The sequence below is a fragment of the Pseudoalteromonas sp. SCSIO 43210 genome (assembly GCF_054133285.1).
Window position 1 is genome coordinate 53,516 of record NZ_CP087225.1, and the last position, 21,712, is coordinate 75,227.

The window sequence follows — 21,712 nt, forward strand, 5'->3', positions numbered from 1 at the left end:
ATCGTAAATTTTATTGATACGAAATGTAATACCCAGGTACATGCGCTTGGGTATAAAAATGCCCGTCAATGTATGAATCTTGTATTAAAGTTCCAATATTTGCAGCGTTAATACGCATACGAGCCACCATTTCATGGACTGCTTCAGCGGTGAAAACGTCTTCGACTGGAGGGTCGCCAACAAAATTAGTAAACCACGGAAACCAGCTATTATCATTGCCACTTACGCTTTGGTCGGGGTGGTAGATACCGCCCTGCCAGCGATCAAATTTCAGACTTTCTAAACTAAATAGGCCAAAGTTTGCTTGCGTCATACATGCATCAGCGGCTTGGTATTCAGGGTAGCCAGAACTAGCAGCAAACTGATTGCACACATTGTGTGGGAGGTTGCTGGTATTTGCTGCAGAATATTCTACAGCTCTAAACATAACAGGACGAGAAGAGCTACCTGCGGGGAAAATAATATTTGCCGCGACAGGTGAATGCCAACGTTGATGATACATCGCAATTGATAGGCCTAAGTCCTCTTTGTTTATTGCAACGTTATCTGCATGTGTCCATGAGCCGCCAGGGTCAACAGGAGCGCCGCTATTATCGAATATTATTCCATGTTGGTTTGCCTCCAGATGGTTAAGTAGGTTTGGCGTTGTATTGTCGACAACCGTTACTGGGATCATGCTACTAGCTGCACTAGGTGTATAATTTATAGCTGGGTTGTTTAATGCTTTCCAGCATAATAAGCCATAACCATAACCGTTATTTATCATCGGGCAGTTTGCCATATTTGCAGATGACTGGTTGCTTTGATAAGTGTGATTAACCGATGCAGCAGCGGCTTCACCTGTGCCTACCAATACTCCCCACGACTGAAGTGTTATTTGTGCATACGGTAGTTCACTTTCAGGCAAATAGAGTGTGGTGCTAGATATTAAGTTAAGCGCTAAATCGAACTCATAGAGTACTACCGGACGCATTTTACTTTGTTTTTGCTTGGGGTATTGGGCTATCACGGTTTGCTTTGCAGGTGGGGTTTGATATTGCTCATTTACTTGGGCTAACAAATAAACACGATGCTTTGATATATAGCTATTTAGCAATTTTTTTATATGCCAAGTTGATAGTTTGCGAGATTTTAAAATGCTAGCGTGGTTATCGGTTAATTGCAGTGTATTGCCTTGCTGCAAAACCCATGTGTGCCCACTTAAACCAATTACTTTTGTTTGCTCAAAAATATATTGGTTTTGTTGATCATGACTCTGTGTATTTATAAGTGCTTTGCCATTTATTTGATAGCTTGAAAACGACACTTCCTCGTTGTGATACTGATGTAAGGGCGCCGAATATTGACCAAATAAAGCGGTTAATTCAATTCTAATAGTGTTATCTAATTCTTTAACAACCCACTGATCTTGCGCCTGCTGGTGGAAAGTTATTGGAGTGTATTGACCCTCCTTATCTACGCTGAATGCCTGCCATGTTGTTTCACACTTTGATATACATAACTTAGATGAGCGAATAAGCGCTTGTTGATTTTCTGAGGTGAAAGAGTCCTGTTCGTCTTCAAATTTAAATTGAAGTGGAGTGCCTCTTTCAGTGATCTCAAAAGAAAAAAGAATACGCCGCTGGTTACCGCTAACATGCAACGTATTGTGATTACTTTGGCCTAACTTAAGCTTTGAGTAAGTGTTTGAAGTGTGTGTTTTATCGGCGTTACCTAAAAAAGCGGAGCCATTATTATGTTGATGGCTTTGATCGCCTTCTTGGAGTTCTAAAAATTGTAAACGTTGAACACACGCTTCTTCTTTACAAGTTTGTAGTTGTATTTTGCGTTGCTGATACGCAAAATTAAACCAAGGTGTTTGAGCTAAATAGCTCTCTTGGTTTGCATAAAATAGTACGGGTAGTGTGCTTGTATCAAATTGTTTTGCTATAGCAACACAATGCATACTTGCTGTTATTGTAAGTGCAGTGATAAAAAGTGTAAGTAGTTTTTTCATGATGATTCCTTTGCTTTAAACATACAAAAGAGGGTAGGAAACACCTACCCTTTATAAGTTCGATTGCAGTGCTTAATATACAACCCCCTGCTGCTGCGAAGCATTAACACCCTGATTGAGCTGAATAGATAGCCAATTTTCTACATCACTACGAAGAGAAGCGGTGTTATCAGGACCTGACTGGCTGGCATAAAACCATAAACCGGTAGGCATGGGGGCGGTAACATTTGTGCCACAAGTAAAGTGATTAGCGGCATACATTACAGCGCCAGAGCTACCAAACTCAAAATGACTATCAGAATAACCGCCATAACCTCGTGCTTTAACATGGGCTTCTGAGTCGAGCGTGAAGTGGTAAACTTCGTTGGGTTGCAACAAAAATGGACTTACGTCAGATGAATCAAATCGAGCTCGCATTGTCGAATTTACGCTCGCTTCGTTACCTGAACGGGTAATTATGCCTGCAATATTAGTAATTAAATCACTGGCAAGTTGTGCATCGAGTAAGCTACCCGCATTGTCATTCACTATTGCAGCAGTAATACCTAAAGCTGCTTTTATAGTGCCCAGCACCGAGTTAATATCCCATCCAGTGTTAAAGCTCATTGCTGCACCACCGGCTTTATTAAACAATACAATCTCAGGAGCAGAACCAGGTAAATCAACGGCAAACTTTGCGCCATCGGCAGAGTGTGCATTAGTGGCTTTTGACCAAATTTGCTTTGCGGTCCCTTTTACATGGAAGCGCGAGGCATAAGTGCCTCTAACTTCTAAGTTTCCTGAACATGAATTACTTTGATTACAATCAAAACCCGCTTTATCGGCACACAGCATTTTTACCGAAAACTCAGTAGAGTTATGACTTATTGTGTTGTCGTAGCCATACGCTTTATGTTTTGACCAACGCTCACCATCGCCTGAATGAAATGCGCCGTAAGCAGTACTGGTAAAGTTAAGTCCGTGTTTAGACATTCCTTTATTGTCACTAGACGTTTCAGGTGCAGGTGATGATGGGGTTGAAGGGTAATTTGTTACCACAGTACCAGAGCCTGTATTTGGCACTACCATTTGGCAGGCACAGGCTGACTTTGGACCACCCTTTGCATCTTTATTTAATAACTCTTTAATTTCATTATAAGTAGTTGGATCCATTTCCTTGTTATAGCTTAAAACAGAGAGCCCTTTTTTCTTAGGCGCTGCGTAATTTTCAAACCACGCTTCAAATAATCGTGGATTGTTTATTTCGACAAACTCAGCTAACGAAACCATTTTTTGCATTGTTAACCATTGCTTAAAAAGAGCCGGCTTATATTGTATAAGGTAGCGTGCAAGGTAATAGCTGTCCTCTGGTGAGTGATCAGCAAGCACCGTAGACCATAAATCAAGCGCATTTACGTCTATCTCTTTTATTTGGCTTAAGATTTCTTCGGCCTGATAAGTTGCTGTTAGTTTTTCAATATAATGATTGAGTACCGCTTCTTCATCGTTTTCAGCCATAAAATCAAGCAAAGAAAGCGAGTCAGTAGACCACGCAGAAATAGTCTGCCAAGTTTGTTTACTAACTTGAGCAGGTGCCATTGCACCATAATCATTTTCTAAAGCGGTAGTACGGTGGTTGGTATTTTCAACAGTACCTGCAAATGCAGTGGTACTTATGATTGCCATATACACAAGAGAACCTAAAGCAAGTGGTGTCATTAATGTACGTTTCATTTTTATTCCTCCATAAATAATAAATAAGCACAAATAATGTGCCCTTTTATATTGCTTGTTTATTTTCATCACGAAAGGAATTAGCAGGGTCAGCAGGGGGCGAGTTAGGTAAAAGTGAGAAAAGTAAGGGGGTGTAAACATGCTGGGCATTATTTTTTGAATTGAATAAATTTATATATATTTAAATACAATAACTTAAAAATAAATTTACCCGTTTTTACCCAATTGCCCCATGATTTTAAGTGTGATTTACCTCTCTTTGATGCACACTTTTTGAGTTGGTTTTGTATTTAATAGGTATGTAAATACAGCATCAACACTAGGATTAAGTAAATAAATGGAGGTAAATATAATGAAATATACAATTTTAATATCAAGTCTGTTACTAACAACCTTTGCGCATGCTCATAGTGCAAAAATGCTGCAAGAAGAATTTCAAGTTAACGCGCAAAACTGCCCTAAAAAGCAAACAATATTGCTCGCTTCGATGAAAATATCGACAGGAACGTTTTCATTTTTAAAAAGTGATACAAGTAGTGGGTGTACGGAAAAAAGGCTTTCTGCATCAGGTCGAGAAAGCCCGATGTTAGATTGTGGTCAGTTTGATGATTGGCGCTTAGCTTACGACATGGGAAACAATATGTGTGAGTCGTTACACTCAAATATGATGCGTTTTGACAATACATTAAACCCAGATATGCAAATATTTACTCGCTTTGAAGGCCCTTATGAATTTAAAGGGGACGAACATCATCAAAAATTTAAAGCCAACATGGGCGTTACATTAGCGTGTTATATCTGTGATACAGCAAAATAGTTAAACCGTAGCACGAGGTGATATAAGTGATACCTTGTGCTTTTTAATTCTGATTCAGGTTAAGTAACCTGAACTCTGGATAATAAATCTATCTCTAGCAGCTCTTTTCAGCGCTAACTGCGTTGAATTTACTTGCAATAGGCCAGCTATTGACGCGTAAATTCGTCTTGTTTTCATTGAAAATCTCTGGCTAGAGAAAAATAAATTTAAATATCACCATGATTCAATACGTTAGTAAATCTCTTAACCAGAGTTCAAGTTAAATAGTGAGGTGAGGCTTTAGCAAGTACTTCAAGCTTTTGTATTTGTTGTTTTAGTTTATGTAAATCATCATGCTCTTCATTGCAGTGGTTAATAACATAATGTGCGGTTTTTATTATATTACGCCAGCGTGGTTTTTTAGGCAGTGTTTTAATCGCTAAATAGCGCTCTAATGTACGCACCCGCAGCCGACCATCATCAATGTTTACTTTCCACATTTTACTTTCTTCTGCTAGCTCAATTCTTGTTTTTGAGCTTGTTTGTTCCCAAATGCTCAGCGATAGCGTCATAACTTCTACAATTAATTGGCGAGTGTCTTGCTCTGTGTAGGTAGCTTCGTTGGGGCGGCGTTATTCACTGTATTTGGCGGTTTGCTTATTTGTGCTAAATATTTATAGCTGAGCAACATTCCTGCCATAAAGGCACTAAATACTGCTAATACATTATAAAGAGTGAAATAATTATGTTGTGGCTTATTTGGGAGAATATCGGCTTGCTTCAAGCGTAGCTGGTATAGATTGGCCGTATCAGTTCGATTTTGGCGTAACATTGTATTGTAATCTTCAAGCGTACTTAGCGCATCACGGTATTGTTTTGATTGCTGTTGTGATTGAGCGAGTGCGATGTAAAATAACTCTGTTAGTTGGCTGTTTTGATTGTGGTTTTTAGCTAACCCTTGTTTTAATAACACTTGTGCTTCAGTGTCATTACCTTCTAGTTGTTTTAGCTTTGCCTCTATTAATAGCGCCCGTTGGTCGACTTTGTCATTTTGAATAAGGCTACGGGTACGTTTTTGTGTTGCTAGCCATTTATGTGCCTCATTAAGTTTATTTTGAGCTAAAGCGATTTCAGCAAGTAGTAAGTAGGCGCGTGAAGCTTGAGTATGTGCACCACTATTGTTTAACTGCGTAAGCGTTGAATTTATAAGATTTATAGCTTTATCAAACTGTAACTTTTTAAAAAACACCTCAGCTAAGCTTATCAGCGTATGGTTTGCCTTTGTTTGATTGCCAAGTTGTGTATGTAGTAAATGTGCTTGTCGAAATGACACGATAGCATCATCTAATTGATTAATATCTCGCGATATATTACCTAAATTATTTAAAGTAACTGCTTGGCGTTTTAAGTCGTTTAATTGCTTAGCAATGTCGTAACTGTTTAAAAATAAAGTTAAAGCGGTGTCTAAATCCCCAAGCGCTTGATATACATTAGCAAGATCATTCGATGTTTGACCTTCATAACTTAAGTTTTTTAACTGCGTAGCAAGCTTTTGTGTTTTATGAAAATAAGTAAGAGATTGAATATAACCTCTTTGTCTGTATGCATTAATACCGAGTTGTCGCGTTACATGATATTGCTGTGAAATACTTAAACTTTGGCTAAGTAGTTGCTCAAGCTCTGAATTTGCTAAGGCTAAATCACCAGCTTGCCTATACAGTACAGCTAATTCTAATTTAGCCTCAAATGATGCTGTTGAGTGTGGCTTGAGTTTACTGATTTTTTGCTTGCAGGTTAAAATGTCACTCGTTATATCAACAGATTTATTTTGCTCACAAACACTTGCCGATACCGGATAAGAAAAAAGTAAAAATATAATAAAAACAATATTTAGAAACATCACTAAGTACGAGTTGCATTTTTGTTAAATTAAAAGTAACACAGTATTAACTTTACGTCATAAAGATTGTGTGACTATTAAATGTCACGTATTTTTTGTGCTGGATTTCCTACAACCACGGTATTAGCGGTTACGTCTTTGGTGACTACCGAGCCAGCACCAATCACGCTATTATCGCCAATGGTAATACCTGCTAAAACAATAGCTCCCGCGCCAATCCATACGTTATTACCTATAGTTATTGGTGCTGCAAAGTTTTCTTTCTGTAGTCTTTGTTTGGGCTCAACTGCATGAGATACCGCTAATAGCTGAACATTAGGGCCAATTAAGCAGTCACTGCCAATCGTTATTGCACCTTCATCAATTGGTGCATCTAATACAGTGCAATTAATGTTTATAAAAGTACGATCACCAATAGTGATCTGATTGCCGTAATCGCAGTGAAAACCAGCTTCAATTATAACGCCCTCACCACATTCCAAAAATAACTCTCTAATACGTTTTAAGTTGCCTTTGCTCGGACTTTTATTAAATAGGCGGCAGGTGTCGCCAGTTTGTTTGCGCAGCGCTAAATATTCTTTGTTTAAACTAGTAAATACTTGCATGTGGTTTCTTTTAAAATAAAGCTTATGGCATTCTACCTTTATTATTATTTGATTAAAGCTGCTTTAATTTCATTCATTCACTTGTCATTTAACTTGTTTCGTTTAAAATCTAATAACTTTCGAAACGAAACTTAATTTATGACTAAACGAAACACACAGCAACGTCGTCACAATATCTTGGTTCAAGTTAATGAGCTAGGTGAAGTCGTGGTTGAAAAGTTAGCAGAACAGTTTCAAACCTCCGAAGTAACCATTCGAAAAGATTTAACCGCGCTTGAAAAAAGTGGTTTATTGCTGCGCCGTTACGGTGGTGCTATTGCACTGCCTAAAGAGATTGTTAGCGATGAAGTAGATTCAAAGCGCAAAGTAGCGATAGCTAAAGCTGCAGCTGCCCTCATAAAAGATCATAACCGAATTATTATAGATAGCGGGCGCACTACTGCTGCGATGATCCCCGAGCTTGCAAATAAGCGTGGGTTAGTTGTTATGACCAATGCCATTAAAGTTGCGAGTCGTTTACTATCACTTGAAAACGAGCCGACACTTTTGATGACCGGTGGAACATGGGACCCGCATTCTGAGTCGTTTCAGGGGCAAGTTGCCGAAAATGTATTATGCTCTTACGACTTCGATCAGCTATTTATTGGTGCTGATGGCATAGATGTAAAACGTGGCACAACCACTTTTAATGAGCTGGTGGGTTTGAGCCAAGTTATGGCAAAAGCGGCACGTGAAGTAATCGTAATGGTTGAATCCGACAAGATTGGCCGAAAAATACCAAATTTAGAATTACCGTGGAAAATAGTAACCACATTAATAACCGACAATGGCTTAGCTGACGATAAACGCAAGGCAATTGAGGCGTGTGGTGTAAAACTAATTTGCGCAGAGATTATACAATAGCTACTTAGTAGCAAGTATTTAAAAAATTAATGGAGACACTATGTGTGGAATAGTCGGGGCAGTTGCAGAACGTCCAGTAAACAAAATTTTAGTTGAAGGCCTTAAGCGTCTTGAATACCGTGGTTATGACTCAGCAGGCGTAGCATTGCTTGATGGCAACACACTTAATACTGTTAAAGCAGTAGGTAAAGTAGTTAACGTAGAAGCAGCGCTAGAAAAAGCAGGCGTTAGCGGTCATACAGGTATTGCACACACTCGCTGGGCAACACACGGTAGCGTAACAGAAGCCAATGCACATCCACATGTTTCAAATAGCCAGCTTGCACTTGTCCACAATGGTATTATTGAAAACCATGCAAGCTTACGTGCTGCGCTTAAAGGTGACGGCTATGAATTTTTATCAGACACCGATACCGAAGTTATGGTGCATTTAATTCATCAATTACGCCAACAACACACTACATTGTTAGCCTCTGTTCAAGCTGCTGTTAAACAGTTTGAAGGCGCTTTTGGTACCGTTGTATTTGATAAAGACAACGACAACGAAATTATTGTAGCGCGCTCAGGCAGCCCACTTGTTATTGGTTTAGGCCTTGGTGAAAACTTTATTGCCTCTGACCAACTTGCATTATTACCAGTTACTCGCAGCTTCATCTTTTTAGAAGAAGGCGACGTAGCGCGTATTACACGTGACACAGTAGAAATTTTTGATGAAAATGGCGACGCTGTAGAGCGAGAAGTGATTGAATCAAACATTACGCAAGATGCATCAGGCAAAGGCGACTACCGCCATTACATGCTAAAAGAAATTTACGAGCAGCCACTTGCTGTACGTAATACCCTTGAAGGACGTTTAAACGACGACCGCGTAGCAATTGATGCCTTTGGCGAAAGCGCTCAGCAAATATTTAAAGATGTGAAACACGTACAAATTATTGCCTGTGGTACGTCTTACCATTCAGGTATGGTTGCACGTTACTGGCTTGAGCAGTTTGCGGGTGTTAGCTGTAATGTAGAAATAGCTTCTGAATTTAGATACCGTCAGTCGTTTGTACACGAAAACAGCCTACTAGTTACTATTTCTCAATCGGGTGAAACAGCCGACACGCTAGCCGCATTACGCTTAGCTAAAGAGCAAGGTTACATGGCCTCAATGACCATTTGTAACGTACCGGGCTCATCGCTTGTACGCGAATCAGACCTTGCCTTTATGACCAAAGCGGGCGCTGAAATTGGCGTTGCATCGACTAAAGCGTTTACTACGCAATTAGTTGGTTTGTTAATGCTTACTGCGTCTATCGCGCAAGAAAAAGGCCTTGATCAAAGCGCGATTGTAAATGCAATTAAAGTACTTCCAGCTAAGTTAGAAGAAACATTACTACTCGCTGATGGTATTGCAGACCTTGCAGAAGAGTTTGCCGACAAGCACCATTCATTATTTTTAGGTCGTGGCTCGCAATACCCAATTGCAATGGAAGGTGCGCTTAAGCTTAAAGAGATTTCGTACATTCACGCAGAAGCCTACGCAGCGGGCGAGCTTAAACATGGGCCACTCGCGCTTATTGATGCCGACATGCCAATTATTGTTGTTGCACCTAATAACGAATTGCTAGAAAAGCTTAAATCAAATGTAGAAGAAGTACGCGCACGTGGCGGCATTATTTACGTATTCGCAGATAAAGATTCACACTTTGAGTCAGACGACACAATGCGTGTAATCAACGTAAACCACACTGACGACATTATTGCGCCAATTGTTTACACACTGCCATTGCAGCTACTGTCATACTACGTAGCGGTAATTAAAGGCACTGACGTTGACCAACCACGTAACTTAGCTAAATCGGTTACGGTTGAGTAAAATCAATAGGTTGGTAATTACCTGCTAAAGATAAAAAGGCGCTTAATGCGCCTTTTTAATATGTGCGCTCACTTAAGTCATAAGCAAAGTAGCCATAGGCAATTACTAACATCAAACCTAAAAATGATATGTGCATTATACGAGCTAAAATTAAGTCTATAGGCCGCGCGTGTCGCAAAATCGCTTCATCATTAACTATCGTAGCTTTTACTGACTTTTGCCGTCTAATAACTTTGCCATACATGCTTACTCTTATGCCTATTCCTTTGTCCCAAAGCGGCTCATGTACCCCTTCTTCGCGCAATTTTCTCTCAATGTGTTTCATTGTAATGCGAGTGAAGCATAAGGTTGAAATAAGATAGCTCATTATTATTGGTAAAGAGATAAATAAAAATATTTTTTCAGGCATTACATACATAATTTAAAACCAGTCAATGCTTGAGCTTAAATCATATAATTCGCCAGAAATAAACTTACCAACTTCATCACCCGCTTTACCGACCATGAATCCAGCCCCGAGGCCGGCTCCAATTAAGATAACCCAACCAACTGGCCCCATGGCAATTGCTATACCTACACCAGCTGTAACTGTTGCACTTCCGGCGCCAATGCCTGCGGCTGTCCCTAAACCAAGCCCTGTTGTTTCAACAATGGCACGTCGCTGCCAATCTTTACCTGCTTTGTAATCTTTATAAACGCTATCAGCTCGAAGACCAGCATCAACAGCAATGATAAACTTTCCTGCAAAATTAGAATTTTGTTCTAGTCTACGTAAGTGCTGTATGTTAGCTAAAGAAGTTAATTTGAGGGGAGTAGAAGTTCTTGCGCTTCTTGCTGTATCAATGCCTCGCTGTGCACTAGACCATATATTACCTTTCGCAGATGCTTTCACCTGGCCTTTGAATTTGACCATTTCCCTCTTAAATACAGTATTAAGCTCTAGGTGAGCTTGCTTAGCTCTGTTACCTAGCTTGATTAGTTCTAACTTAGGTTGTTTGTTTTGCGATGCTTTTCTTATTTCAATTAAGCTAGTTTGGTATTTTAGAATTGCTTTTCCAAATGAGCTCAATCTTACTTGGCTTGACTCTAGGGAAGTAAATGCCGCACCAGTAGCGGCAATAGCGTCAAAATTTCTACCTGAAAATTTTAGTTCTGTCAGTTTTCTTACTTTGTCCACGTATGGGGAGATTTCTGCGTCATATAGTGCGGCAATAGCCAAGGCATCTTCATCACCGAAGCTGTTTACTATAGTGCTGACATTTCTTTTTGTATGCTGAGGCCAAGACACAGTACTGTCAAGTGCGCAAGCTATGTCAGGACGAGAACGCCTAAAGTCGCTCATATCCCCAGACTGTGGGGATCTTAAAATAAAGGGGTTCCTTGAGGTATAAAATTACCTATAATATGAGGGTTATCTTCTCTAAATCGCTTTAGTTGCTCTAAATCACTGGTGTTAAATGGTAGACTTGCTCTGCTTTTTGTATTAAAGCATAAATCAAATTGAGACATGATATTTCCTTGTATCTAAAATTTATCCATCAGATTACAAAAAATAACACACCTGAAATGTTGAAATCAAGAGTACAGCGTGTTTAAGTTATTTTCGTAATGATTGATCTATTTGAAAAATAGTATTAATACAAAGCAATATCCAGGGGATAATCGTTGAATAAAACAAGGTTCATTTTATTAAAACCACTAATCTCTACTTAATAAGCGCTAAATACGCTAAAATTGCAGGCTACTTTTTTAGCAATAAGCCCGTAATAAATATGACCTCAGCCATAAGCCCTAGCACTTTTTCCGAACTTGGCCTTATTCCAGAGCTATTAGCTCGTTTAACCGATTTGGAATATACCCAGCCTACACCTATTCAAGCTAAGGCTATACCTAGTGTGCTTGCGGGTAGTGACCTAATTGCAGGGGCAAATACGGGCTCGGGTAAAACAGCAACGTTTGCATTACCTATGTTGCAAAAAGCTTTCCTAGAGCAGGGCGCTAAAAGTACTGCGAGCAAAGGTAACTTTGTAACAGGGCTTATTTTAGTGCCGACTCGTGAGCTTGCTACTCAAGTGGCCGATAGTGTTAAGTCGTATTCTGCAAATTTTAATGGTGCGATTAAAACGGTTGCGGTGTTTGGTGGTGTGTCGGTTAATACACAAATGCAGGCGCTACGCGGCGGCGCTGATATTATTGTGGCAACACCAGGTCGTTTACTCGATTTAATCTCAAGCAATGCTATTAAGCTCGATAATGTAACTACCCTTGTGCTTGATGAAGCCGACCGTATGCTAAGCCTTGGCTTTACCGAAGAGCTGGCTAATTTGTTGGCTCTTATGCCTGCTAAAAAACAAACTATGTTGTTTTCAGCGACTTTCCCAGAGCAAGTAACCCAATTAACGCAAGAGCTGCTAAATAATCCAGTTGAAATACAAGTACAAAACAAAGAAGAGAGCACACTTGTACAACGCGTGTTTACGGTAAATAAAGGCGAAAAAACCACTGTTTTAGCGCATTTAATTAAAACCCATAAATGGCGCCAAGCGCTGATCTTTGTGAACGCTAAAAAAGATTGTGAGCACTTAGCCAGCAAACTTGAAAAACGCGGTGTTAATGCACAAGTTTTCCACGGCGATAAAGGCCAAAGTGAGCGTACTCGGGTAATAGAAAAATTTAAAGCGGGCGAAATCGAAGTACTTATTGCAACCGATATTGCAGCTCGTGGTTTAGATATTGAAAAGCTGCCAGTGGTAATAAACTTTAACTTACCGCGCAGCCCTGCTGATTATATGCACCGTATTGGCCGAAGTGGCCGTGCTGGTGAAGTTGGCTTAGCGTTATCACTAATTGATTACGAAGACTTTCATCACTTTAAGGTGATTGAGAAGAAAAACAAACTACGCCTAGAGCGCGAAGAGGTAACAGGCTTTGCCGTAAACCAAGCCAACCTTGATGCCGCTGATGCGCTTAAAAACGACAAGCCAATGGCCAAGCCTGAAGGCACAGGTAAGAAAAAGAAGAAAAATAAAGCCAACCAAGAAGATGACGTATGGAGCGGCTGGCGCCGTAAATAAAACTATTTTATGACGATAGAAAACGAAAAAGACGCGATGGCGTCTTTTTCGTTAAGCTTATAAAACTTAGAGAACACTTAAGTCAGCGCATATTTTTCCTCAAATTCAGCCGCTTGCTGTAAAACCTCATCAACACTTTCTTGTAATTCACTGCCCATTTTAGTGAGCTCATGGGGGAAGTCATCTTGCATCAAGGTCATCAAGGCATACCAAACAGGTTTGCACTTATCTTTTAAGGCGTAATTGGGTAATTCTAGTAACTCTTTTGTTTTATAAAGCTGTTTTTTAGCGATAAGCAAAGTTAAATAAAGCGTAATGTCATAATCACTGTGCTCTCGATCCATATCTAGCCATTTTAAAAACATCTCGTGACTTTGTGATAGGTTTTCTCCCCAAAGTAAAATGGTAGTGAGAGTATGAGTGTTAAAATAATCAGGTTTTCGTTCATAATCAGTTCTAGCTAGCTGCAATGCCTCTTTCAAGTTACTGCCTAGTTCAAAATAAAGCCAAGCTAACTGATTTATAGCATCGACAACTCCAGCATCAACTGCTTTGATAAAACTGGCTTTAGCCTTATCAAGTTTTCTTTGCTTTTGGTATAAGCCACCTAAATTAAGTAACGCATCATGATCACCACTTTCTGCAGCTTTGATGTAATAAATTTCTGCTTTATCAAGTTTATTCTGCATTAAATAAAAGCTGCCTAAGTTAAACAGTGCATCTACAACGCCATTTTCTGCAGCTTGTAAATAATAACTCTCAGCTTCATCAAGGTTACCTTGCTCTCGACAGGCATTACCTAAATTAAGTAATGCATGGTTATCACCATTTTCAGACGCTCTTAAAAAGTAATCCCTAGCTTTATTTAGCTTTCCTTGCTTACTATACAAGTTACCTAAGTTAAATAGCGCATCTCTATCACCACTTTCAACTGCTTTTAAAAAACAATCTACAGCTTGCTCGAGCTGTCCTTGATCTTGGTATAAATTACCTAAAGGAAGTAGGGCTATGGTGTGGCCTTCCTCGCAGGCCTGCAGATAGCAAGTTTTGGCTTTCTCAAATGAGCCACTCTCACTATATAGTTCACCTAAACTCAGGTATGCTTCGCTCTCGCCAAGCTTGCAGGATTCAATAAAGCAGCTTTCTGATTTTTCAATTTTCCCTTGTCGTTTGTAGAGTAGTCCTAAATTAAATAAAGCATTTACATCGTTATTCTTTGAAGCTTTTAAATAGTAATACTCAGCTTTATCAAACTGACTTTGTTCTTCGTGCAAATAACCTATATTTGTTAGTGCATTATCAAAGCCATTTTTAGCAGCTTTCAAATAGTACTTCTCTGCGTTATCAAAGTGTTTCTTTTTATGGTACAGGAGGGCTAAACCAAATGCAGCATGGTCAGCACCACGTTCAATAGCTTGTAAGTAATAATATTCGGCTTCATTAAAGTTCCCATTGTTTGCATACAAATACCCTGTAAAAAATAAAATTTCAGCGCTATTTTTTTGCGATTTTATGAGTAGTTTAATTGCTTCATCGGTCTTTTTTTCATTATATAGTTGTTGCGCTTTTTTAATAGTTTCTTTGTCTGATGCTGAAAGGTCATTTATGAAACTAGAGTTTTTTGAAGTTAAATAGGCTTTGGTGCTTTCCTTCATTTCATGTTCGATGTGTATATCTAAACCAGCGTAGCTGAGTGCTTCACACATGTGATAAACGTACGACTCATGAATTTTACCGCCGCGAATAGCGCTCATAAAACCTTTGGCTCTATGCTCAAGATCCGCAGGGCTGCACCACGACGTTAAAAAGTTAACTAGCCACTCGACTTTTTGACGATCTTTTTTACGGCCAAAGCGCATTAAATACCAAATATTAAAAAACCGTTCTTCAATTTTATAAATTTTATTTTTACCAATGGAAATAGATTCAACAATGCCGTACTTAGTTTCTAATTGCTTAAGCTGGGCGGATACAGTTTTACTTTCTAAACGGGTTTTTTTTGCAATTTCTTTAGTGCTTATACCGTCCCAGTTCATTGCTATGGTGTGCGTTATATCTTGTAACGTTTCAGGTAGGTCGTCCATACGGTGTTTATACAAAGGGGTAGCATCATCGAGTATTTTTAATAAGTCATCAAATGCATTACCGCCATCATCGACAAAAATATCAAATAGCATCACCATTGTTCTTGGTACACCACCGGTTAAACGGCGTAAAGTTTCTATGCGCTCGGGGGTATTTTTAATAATATAGGCTATTTTTTTCTTTTGTTGTTCATCGCCCATGCTGACAAGAAAATCAAAACACTCTTGTTTGTTTAAGCCGATAAGTTTAATAATTTTGAAAAACTCGTAAAACGGTTTTCCGTAGTCAAAATGCTGCTCGAGCATTTTGGTTGAACCACCAATGATTTTGAGAGTTGGCGATGTGAGGAGTACTTCTCTGAGTCTACGTTGCTCTTTTTCTTTTAATTTGCCTAGTAGCTCGTCAATGTTGTCTATCAGCAGTAATAGTTTTTTATTTTTAGCTTTTACTGCTTTCTCCAGATATGAAAAGCTTTTTAGTTCGTAATCGGCATCATCAAAATGGCTTTCCATATCATCATGTATGGTAGCAAAGTCACCTTCGGCTGTGCATTGTAAATAATCAGCAATTTCTTCCCATAGGCGACTAAGTGAACGAATTTGATATTGTTCTTCTGAGAATTTTATTGGGATTAAAAGATCAGCTAGCGTTGGCTCAGCTTGTACTGCGAGTTTTATTTTTCTTAATAGAGTTGTTTTGCCCTGACCTCGCTGGCCGACAATTATAAAGTGTTGGCTAGGAACTGTGTAATCACTGTTTTTGATGTCATCAAAAATGTCGTCAAAATCATGATTACGCACAACAAACTTAGCTAAAAATTCTTTTTCATCAATTTCATCAGGCGTGTATTTATAGCGCGAGTAATTAGTTTGCGACATTTTTGTTCCACCACATTCTTAAGATCGGAGAGTTAAATTGATAGGTTTTATTCTCGTCATTATTGTTAATATAGCCATCGTATATTAGTGAGTGCAGGCAATCTTTTGCTTCACTGTCGTTTAAGGTATGTTTACTGGCAGTATTCATAATATCGAGCAAGCTAATCTTTTTTTCGTTCGAAATATCGTTCAGTACTTCTTTACTAAATAAATACTCATTTTTACCTAATGCGGTTTTGAGCTTACTTTGCCAGCTCTCAAAGTGATTGCGATTATCTAGTGCATTATGAATTGCTTGATCAATCACAGTTTGGTCAAGTTTTTGCTCTCTGCGGTATATTTTTTTAATTTCTTGCGTAATGAGTTGTATATAAAACGGGATCAGCCAGTGTATGGTATTAAGTAAATAATCAATATCTGTTTGATTGATTTTAATCTCTGCACTTTGAAACAGTGCTATTGTAAACTTCTCTGCTTCGGGGGGAGTTAAAGGCGGGACTTTTATATTGTTTAAATCGTTGATGTGTTTAATAGCGTCAATTTTGGATACTACGCTTTCTAGACCTATTGAACCTGCGTAGATAAAAGTCACTTTTTGTGAAAACTTTTGATCTTGCCTTAACTCTCTATGGGCTTTGAGTAGGCTTATTGCGTTTTTAGGTTCTTCGTACTTTATTATGTTTTCAATGGTTTGAGCAAACTCATCAATCATAATAATGAGCTTTTTATCATGATCTAAATCTTTAATTAATCTGTGAAAAGCCTGCTTGTGATCTAGCATTTTGCCATCACCAAACTCAACGCCGTCCATCGTTATTGAAGCTATTTTTATGCTTTTAATTTTATCCCAGAAGTTTTTAGTTTTTGTTTTCAGGCTGGCAATGAAGTCTTCTTCCATTAGTGCATTAAAAACTTTTGACCAAAATTCTGCCTCGGAATCAGCAGACTCTGTATCAATATAAATGGGGATATAATTTGCTTTAGGTTCATCAACTATTTTATACATTATTGATGTTTTACCTACACGGCGAGGGGCGCAAAGGAGAATATGGCTACCGTTGTCTATTGCTTCCCATATGTCCTCTAGTTCATAGGGTCTATCCCAAAAGTTCGCACTTCTCGCAGCCTGACCAACAATGTTTTTCATATGCATCTCCTGACAAATTATATTTTGTTAGATTAGTTGGCAAATTATTTTTTGTCAAACGTTATGGCAAATTATAATTTGTTATTTTTTAAATTAGAGGAATCGTTTTTAAACGTATATTTGAGTAGATATAAAAAACCCGTGATTAGAAATCTAATTACGGGTTTTGTCATTTTGTGGCTTTGGCCCAAAACTTTAACTGGTCAATACACTATAAACTTAGTGTTCGTGAGCATGCTCTTCTTGTGCTATACCTAACCAAGTGATAGCAGCAGGTGGGAAGGTTAACTCTAGTTCACCTTCCACTTCTAGGTCTTCTAAGTGCACCTGTACAACGTGTTGAGCAATTGGGTCTGCAACGTAAGCAAACTGACTATTTTGCGCCACTGTCATACTAAAATTCATGCCTTCAGGCATGGTTGTTACGTCTTGTTCAGTGATATCAACTTGACCTGCTAGTTCCCAGTGCGTGTGACCGTCGTGCGCATGTGCCTCAAGTACGTTTAAAAAGCCTAAACTGTCGAGTACTAAAAAGTGTTCACCACTGGCTGAAAAAGAATAAGATACAGCACTTGCGCCATCAGCAAGTTGCCATTCTACTTCTTCGATTTCTGCGGTTGCTGGTTTAATAGTTACAATGACAGCCTCGCCTCCGCCATGGCCAGATGCTATGCCAATAAAGCTCTCGCTATCTTCGTGGCCATAAATACTACCAATACGAAGATCGCCTACAGCTACAATGTTTGCTATTTTTTCAGCTTCGTACTCATCACCTTGCTGGTGGGCAATCAATACACCATCGCCACAACCAAATACAACATAATCGTGATTTTGTGCTGCGCCGTGTAAATCGGGGCAGGTTACTTCTAACGTTTGCTCTAGTTCGTAATTACCATCGTGAAGATGATATACACCCACTTGATCGGGAAGTACTTTGGCATTAGATGTGCTACTTGCATCGTCTCGACGAATGGTTGAGAGTAAATGTTCACCGCGAGGCTCAGCTACACCATGCATGTTAATATCGTAGTTAATGCCAGTAAGTGTGGCTGTTGCATTGGTAATATCGTTATCGGTTAATACTTCAACCGAAGCAGAAGCGCCTGAATCTGCATCGCCATCGTAAAATATTGCTAATTGTCCGTCGTGAGTTATTAAGTGTGTAGGGCGGCTGCCGCTTGTAAGCTCGTAACTACTAAACACCGGGCCTTGCTCGTAATCATGTAAATGAGCGCCGTGATCTTCACGCCACATACCGCCGTCTATAAACCCTAGGTAATCTTGAGTACGATTAGCAATAACAGCATAACGAAAGTCAGGTGATGCAGATAACGTGTTTGAGTCATCGTTTAATACAAACGTATCAAGTATTGCGTTATCGTCTAAATCAAAAAAGCTCGCTTCGTTGCTGTCACCTGCCAGAACAGCAAGCCTGCCAAATGAGCTTATGGTATAGCCGTCGTCATGCTCGTCATCTACCACAGCAATAGGATCTTTTTCTACAATGTTGGTTTCTGCATCGCCACAGGCGGTAATTAATGTGCTGCTTACTGCAAGTGCTATCAATTTTAGTTTGAATAATTTGGTCATATTAGTTTCCCTTTATTTAAAATTCTTTTTAGAAGTAACCGCGAATACCAAATGCGAAACTTCGTCCTGGGCGTGGCGCTATCTCTTTTAAAAATGAGCTATGCACGCGTGCTTCTGTATCTGTTAGGTTTGTACCTTTTAAATACAGAGATAGGTCTTGATTAAGTATCGATAGGTCGTAACTCACACTGGCGTCAATTAGGGTGTAACCGTCTGTCGCAGTTTCTTCAGGAGCCGTGCGATCTTGATCTTGGTAGCGAGTTACATGAATATGCGCACTTAATTTTTCGGTTTGGTAGCTAAATTCAGTACCGAAACGCAGTGGAGGTGTGCGCGGCAGGTCACCGCCGTCTTTAAGGCGTGCACGTACATAATCTGAGAATAAATCTAACTTAAACTCATCTGTTAATTGCCACGCAATTTGCGCTTCAAAACCATGTAAAATTACATCATCTGTTTTAAATAAATAAACGGGTAGCTCTTCTGAGTGCTCGTCCTCGTCGTCATGATTGTGCTCATCTTCATCATGGTTGTGGCCACTTTCGGCGTATAAGCCGGTATTTATTTGGTAGTAATAGTTGTCTACTTGGTTATAAAAAGCGTTAAATATAAAGCCAATGTCACCTTGGGTTTTACGAAAGGTTAAATCAATATTATTGGCAGTTTCTAGGTCTATTGTTTGCTCAGACAAGCCTAAATGGCCATCTTCATCTAAATCAAATAAGGCGCCAACTTCATAAGTTGCGGTGCCAATATGTGGCCCAAACGACAATAATTCAGACGCAGAAGGTGCGCGCTCTGAGCGCGATACCGAAAGCCCTAAGTTATAGTTAGGTGTAAAGTCCCATACTACACCGGCCGATAAACTGACTGGCGTAAATTCATGCTCTGCATCAAATACGCGAGTAAAATTGGTTTCTTCTTCGTGATTATGATCGTCATGTATATCAATTTCATTATGTGCATGAGCATCAATACTTGGCAGTAATACATTGCTTGCGTTAAGTTCTACGCGCTCTATTCGGCCACCTAATTGCACTAAAAAGTCGCCAAAGTGCCTTTCTTCCATTAACGCTACAGCAAAGCTTTCGGTCTCTGATGGCGGTGTAAAAGCTTCTTCACCTTGCGCCTCTACATCACTATTTTTATAGTGAAAACTCAAGCCGCCATTCCACTCGCTAAATTGGTTATGTAGTAGGTCTATGCGTAATTCGTTTGTTTCGTTTTTAAAGGTAGTGCCAACAGCGCCACCCTCAATTTCAGCGTGTTCGTAGTCGGTATGGCCAGCGCGCAGATTTACCTTGTTTAGCCACTTATTATTTAGATTGAATTCACCTAGTAATTGCACTTTGGTTTGCTCTAAATCGGCAAATACGCTTTCCTCGTCACTATGCTCACTTTCATCACCATGAGAATGACCCGGAATACCGTATTGGCGATTAAATTGCTCTACTGCTAAGCCAATAAATCCGTTATCCATTAAATAGCTAGCACCAACAGTAAAACCGTCAGACTCTTCATTACTGTTTTCAACAGTGTAATCGCCATTATGGCTTTCACCATCGCTATCTATATCGGCAGCTACAGGCACCTCATAGTCGTTGGCCTCACGCCAAAATGCATCGGCGTAAAAAGCCACCGAGTCTGTGCCTGTGGTGGCATTAAACGAGGCTACTTTTTGATTATCTACTGAGTTGTGCTCTACGTTCCATTCGCCGCGTGTTGTGCTGTCGGTTGGTACGCGATTATCAACTATATTTACAACGCCCCCAATAGCGCCACTTCCGTAAAATAAGGTCGCAGGACCGCGTAATACTTCAATTTGTTGTGCGGTAGAAGCCTCTGATGCTACCGAGTGATCGGGGCCAACGCGCGACACATCACTTACATCAAGGCCATTTTGAGTTATAAGTACACGGGGGCCACTTAGTCCACGAATGATTGGTGTACTCGCCACCTTGCCATGAAAATTGGTATTTACACCGGGGAGTTTTTCAAGGGTGTCACCTAGTGTAGCGGCTTGATCGCGCCTTAATTGTTCGCCTGATAAAACGCTGACTGGTGAGGCTGACTCCATAGCCGACATATGAATTGGTGTTGCCTCAATGTCTATTACTTCAATAGGTGAGCGCTGAAGCGTAAACGATACAGAGCGTGTTTCATCTGTGTCTATAGTAATATCACGATGTAAATGCGCATAACCTGGCGCAACGATGTGAAGCTCTTTGAGTCCATTGTTTAGTTTGGCTATTACAAAGTGACCGTTTTTATCGGTGGTGACTTTTATGTCTGAGCCTTCAAGTTCTATTACAGCATTACTTATAGCGCTGCCTTGTGTATTTACCACTGTGCCTTGAATGGTTTTTGCAAGCACACTCGTGGGCAATAAAGCGGCTATTAAAAGAGCTAACTGTGATCTTTTTTTCATTCTACCTTACTCTTGGTATGTTATATTGTATCAATTGTGCTTCAAATGTTATAATGTATCAAGTGTAATTAACGATTGTTATTTAAATGCTCATGCAAAAGTAAATATTTATTTGTAGACATTGATTAGTAGAGGAAAAAATGAAATCGAGTCAAAGTGTAATGGATCGTCTAGCAATAGGGCTTTCGTTAATGTGTACAGTGCATTGTTTTGCAACGCCAATTATTTTAGTACTTCTACCTAGTTTGGCAGCACTACAACTAGATAACGAACAGTTTCATATATGGATATTAATGGCTGTGCTACCCACAAGTTTACTTGCGTTAAGCTTAGGCTGTAAAAAACATAAACAGTTTAGTTATATGGCTTTTGGGATTGTGGGGTTGTGCTTAATGTTACTTGCTATTTTTATAGGGCATGAAGGTGCAGAAAAGGCGCTAACTTTAACTGGCTCAGCTTTTATAGCTGTAGCACATTGGTTTAACTACCGCCAGTGTCTTAAAAAAGAAGATGAGGATTGTCCGTGCTCAGGTAATTAATCTGATCAAATAGTTTAATGCCTATATTATGGTGGTATAGCTCTCATCGACTAAATGAATATTGATTTATATTAAAGACTCAGCTTTAAAAGGCGAGTTTTATACCAATCAGCAGTAATACTTGATTAATTTGAGGGCTTAAACCTGATGCTAACTGTGTTAAAAGTTTCTGATATACGACTGCATGGATGCAGGAG

At 39.5% G+C, this 21,712-nt stretch carries 17 protein-coding genes; 5 read left to right on the plus strand and 12 right to left on the minus strand.

Annotated elements, in window-relative coordinates:
• Nucleotides 1–10: 10 nt before the first annotated feature.
• Both LOS73_RS00235 and LOS73_RS00240 read right to left on the minus strand, forming a co-directional pair.
• Nucleotides 11–1,996 (minus strand): hypothetical protein, encoded by a 1,986-nt coding sequence (locus tag LOS73_RS00235; protein WP_033030522.1) that lies wholly within the window; start codon nucleotides 1,994–1,996, stop codon nucleotides 11–13.
• 72 nt (nucleotides 1,997–2,068) lie between these two features.
• A complete protein-coding gene (locus LOS73_RS00240; RefSeq protein WP_033030524.1) occupies nucleotides 2,069–3,709 on the minus strand; it encodes a hypothetical protein in 1,641 nt (546 codons plus the stop codon).
• A 352-nt stretch (nucleotides 3,710–4,061) separates the two neighbouring features.
• Between LOS73_RS00240 and LOS73_RS00245 the strand changes: the two genes are divergently transcribed.
• Nucleotides 4,062–4,526, plus strand: coding sequence for a hypothetical protein (locus tag LOS73_RS00245; RefSeq protein ID WP_033030526.1), 465 nt, complete (start codon nucleotides 4,062–4,064; stop codon nucleotides 4,524–4,526).
• A gap of 254 nt (nucleotides 4,527–4,780) precedes the next feature.
• Here LOS73_RS00245 and LOS73_RS00250 read toward each other — a convergent pair whose 3' ends face one another.
• From LOS73_RS00250 to LOS73_RS00260, 3 genes are all read right to left on the minus strand, one after another.
• Nucleotides 4,781–5,077, minus strand: coding sequence for a hypothetical protein (locus tag LOS73_RS00250; RefSeq protein WP_457934289.1), 297 nt, complete (start codon nucleotides 5,075–5,077; stop codon nucleotides 4,781–4,783).
• Nucleotides 5,078–5,088: 11 nt separating this feature from the next.
• The gene (locus LOS73_RS00255) at nucleotides 5,089–6,405 is read right to left on the minus strand and encodes a tetratricopeptide repeat protein (protein WP_457934290.1); all 1,317 of its coding nucleotides are present in this window, start codon (nucleotides 6,403–6,405) and stop codon (nucleotides 5,089–5,091) included.
• A gap of 77 nt (nucleotides 6,406–6,482) precedes the next feature.
• Complete coding sequence (locus LOS73_RS00260) at nucleotides 6,483–7,010, minus strand: sugar O-acetyltransferase (protein ID WP_033030529.1); 528 nt, start codon at nucleotides 7,008–7,010, stop codon at nucleotides 6,483–6,485.
• A 138-nt stretch (nucleotides 7,011–7,148) separates the two neighbouring features.
• Here LOS73_RS00260 and LOS73_RS00265 point away from each other — a divergent pair, with 138 nt between their 5' ends.
• A complete protein-coding gene (locus LOS73_RS00265) occupies nucleotides 7,149–7,913 on the plus strand; it encodes a DeoR/GlpR family DNA-binding transcription regulator (RefSeq protein WP_457934291.1) in 765 nt (254 codons plus the stop codon).
• Between the two features lie 40 nt (nucleotides 7,914–7,953).
• The gene (gene glmS / locus LOS73_RS00270) at nucleotides 7,954–9,774 is read left to right on the plus strand and encodes a glutamine--fructose-6-phosphate transaminase (isomerizing) (RefSeq protein ID WP_033030540.1); all 1,821 of its coding nucleotides are present in this window, start codon (nucleotides 7,954–7,956) and stop codon (nucleotides 9,772–9,774) included.
• A gap of 55 nt (nucleotides 9,775–9,829) precedes the next feature.
• On the opposite strand, the gene LOS73_RS00275 is transcribed toward glmS, so the two are convergent.
• Genes LOS73_RS00275 through LOS73_RS00285 form a run of 3 tightly spaced genes read right to left on the minus strand, consistent with a single transcriptional unit; the run spans nucleotide 9,830 to nucleotide 11,283 of the window.
• The gene (locus LOS73_RS00275) at nucleotides 9,830–10,183 is read right to left on the minus strand and encodes a hypothetical protein (protein WP_131649253.1); all 354 of its coding nucleotides are present in this window, start codon (nucleotides 10,181–10,183) and stop codon (nucleotides 9,830–9,832) included.
• 12 nt (nucleotides 10,184–10,195) lie between these two features.
• The gene (locus tag LOS73_RS00280; RefSeq protein ID WP_457934292.1) at nucleotides 10,196–11,116 is read right to left on the minus strand and encodes a hypothetical protein; all 921 of its coding nucleotides are present in this window, start codon (nucleotides 11,114–11,116) and stop codon (nucleotides 10,196–10,198) included.
• Between the two features lie 20 nt (nucleotides 11,117–11,136).
• A complete protein-coding gene (locus tag LOS73_RS00285) occupies nucleotides 11,137–11,283 on the minus strand; it encodes a hypothetical protein (RefSeq protein WP_157847575.1) in 147 nt (48 codons plus the stop codon).
• 263 nt (nucleotides 11,284–11,546) lie between these two features.
• On the opposite strand from LOS73_RS00285, the gene LOS73_RS00290 reads away from it, so the two are divergent.
• Nucleotides 11,547–12,848, plus strand: a complete 1,302-nt coding sequence (locus LOS73_RS00290; protein WP_457934293.1) for a DEAD/DEAH box helicase — start codon at nucleotides 11,547–11,549, stop codon at nucleotides 12,846–12,848.
• Between the two features lie 77 nt (nucleotides 12,849–12,925).
• On the opposite strand, the gene LOS73_RS00295 is transcribed toward LOS73_RS00290, so the two are convergent.
• From LOS73_RS00295 to LOS73_RS00310, 4 genes are all read right to left on the minus strand, one after another.
• Nucleotides 12,926–15,811 (minus strand): tetratricopeptide repeat protein, encoded by a 2,886-nt coding sequence (locus LOS73_RS00295; RefSeq protein WP_457934294.1) that lies wholly within the window; start codon nucleotides 15,809–15,811, stop codon nucleotides 12,926–12,928.
• On the minus strand, nucleotides 15,798–16,958 hold the full coding sequence (locus LOS73_RS00300) for an ATP-binding protein (RefSeq protein WP_149613730.1): 1,161 nt from the start codon (nucleotides 16,956–16,958) through the stop codon (nucleotides 15,798–15,800). The genes LOS73_RS00295 and LOS73_RS00300 overlap by 14 nt, the downstream gene beginning before the upstream one ends.
• A 219-nt stretch (nucleotides 16,959–17,177) precedes the next feature.
• The gene (locus LOS73_RS00305; protein WP_457934295.1) at nucleotides 17,178–18,548 is read right to left on the minus strand and encodes a 5-methyltetrahydrofolate--homocysteine methyltransferase; all 1,371 of its coding nucleotides are present in this window, start codon (nucleotides 18,546–18,548) and stop codon (nucleotides 17,178–17,180) included.
• 28 nt (nucleotides 18,549–18,576) lie between these two features.
• Nucleotides 18,577–20,976 (minus strand): TonB-dependent receptor, encoded by a 2,400-nt coding sequence (locus tag LOS73_RS00310; protein WP_457934296.1) that lies wholly within the window; start codon nucleotides 20,974–20,976, stop codon nucleotides 18,577–18,579.
• 140 nt (nucleotides 20,977–21,116) lie between these two features.
• Here LOS73_RS00310 and LOS73_RS00315 point away from each other — a divergent pair, with 140 nt between their 5' ends.
• Nucleotides 21,117–21,515: a MerC domain-containing protein gene (locus LOS73_RS00315; RefSeq protein WP_033030558.1), complete on the plus strand. Its 399-nt coding sequence runs from the start codon at nucleotides 21,117–21,119 to the stop codon at nucleotides 21,513–21,515.
• The last annotated feature ends 197 nt before the right edge of the window (nucleotides 21,516–21,712 follow it).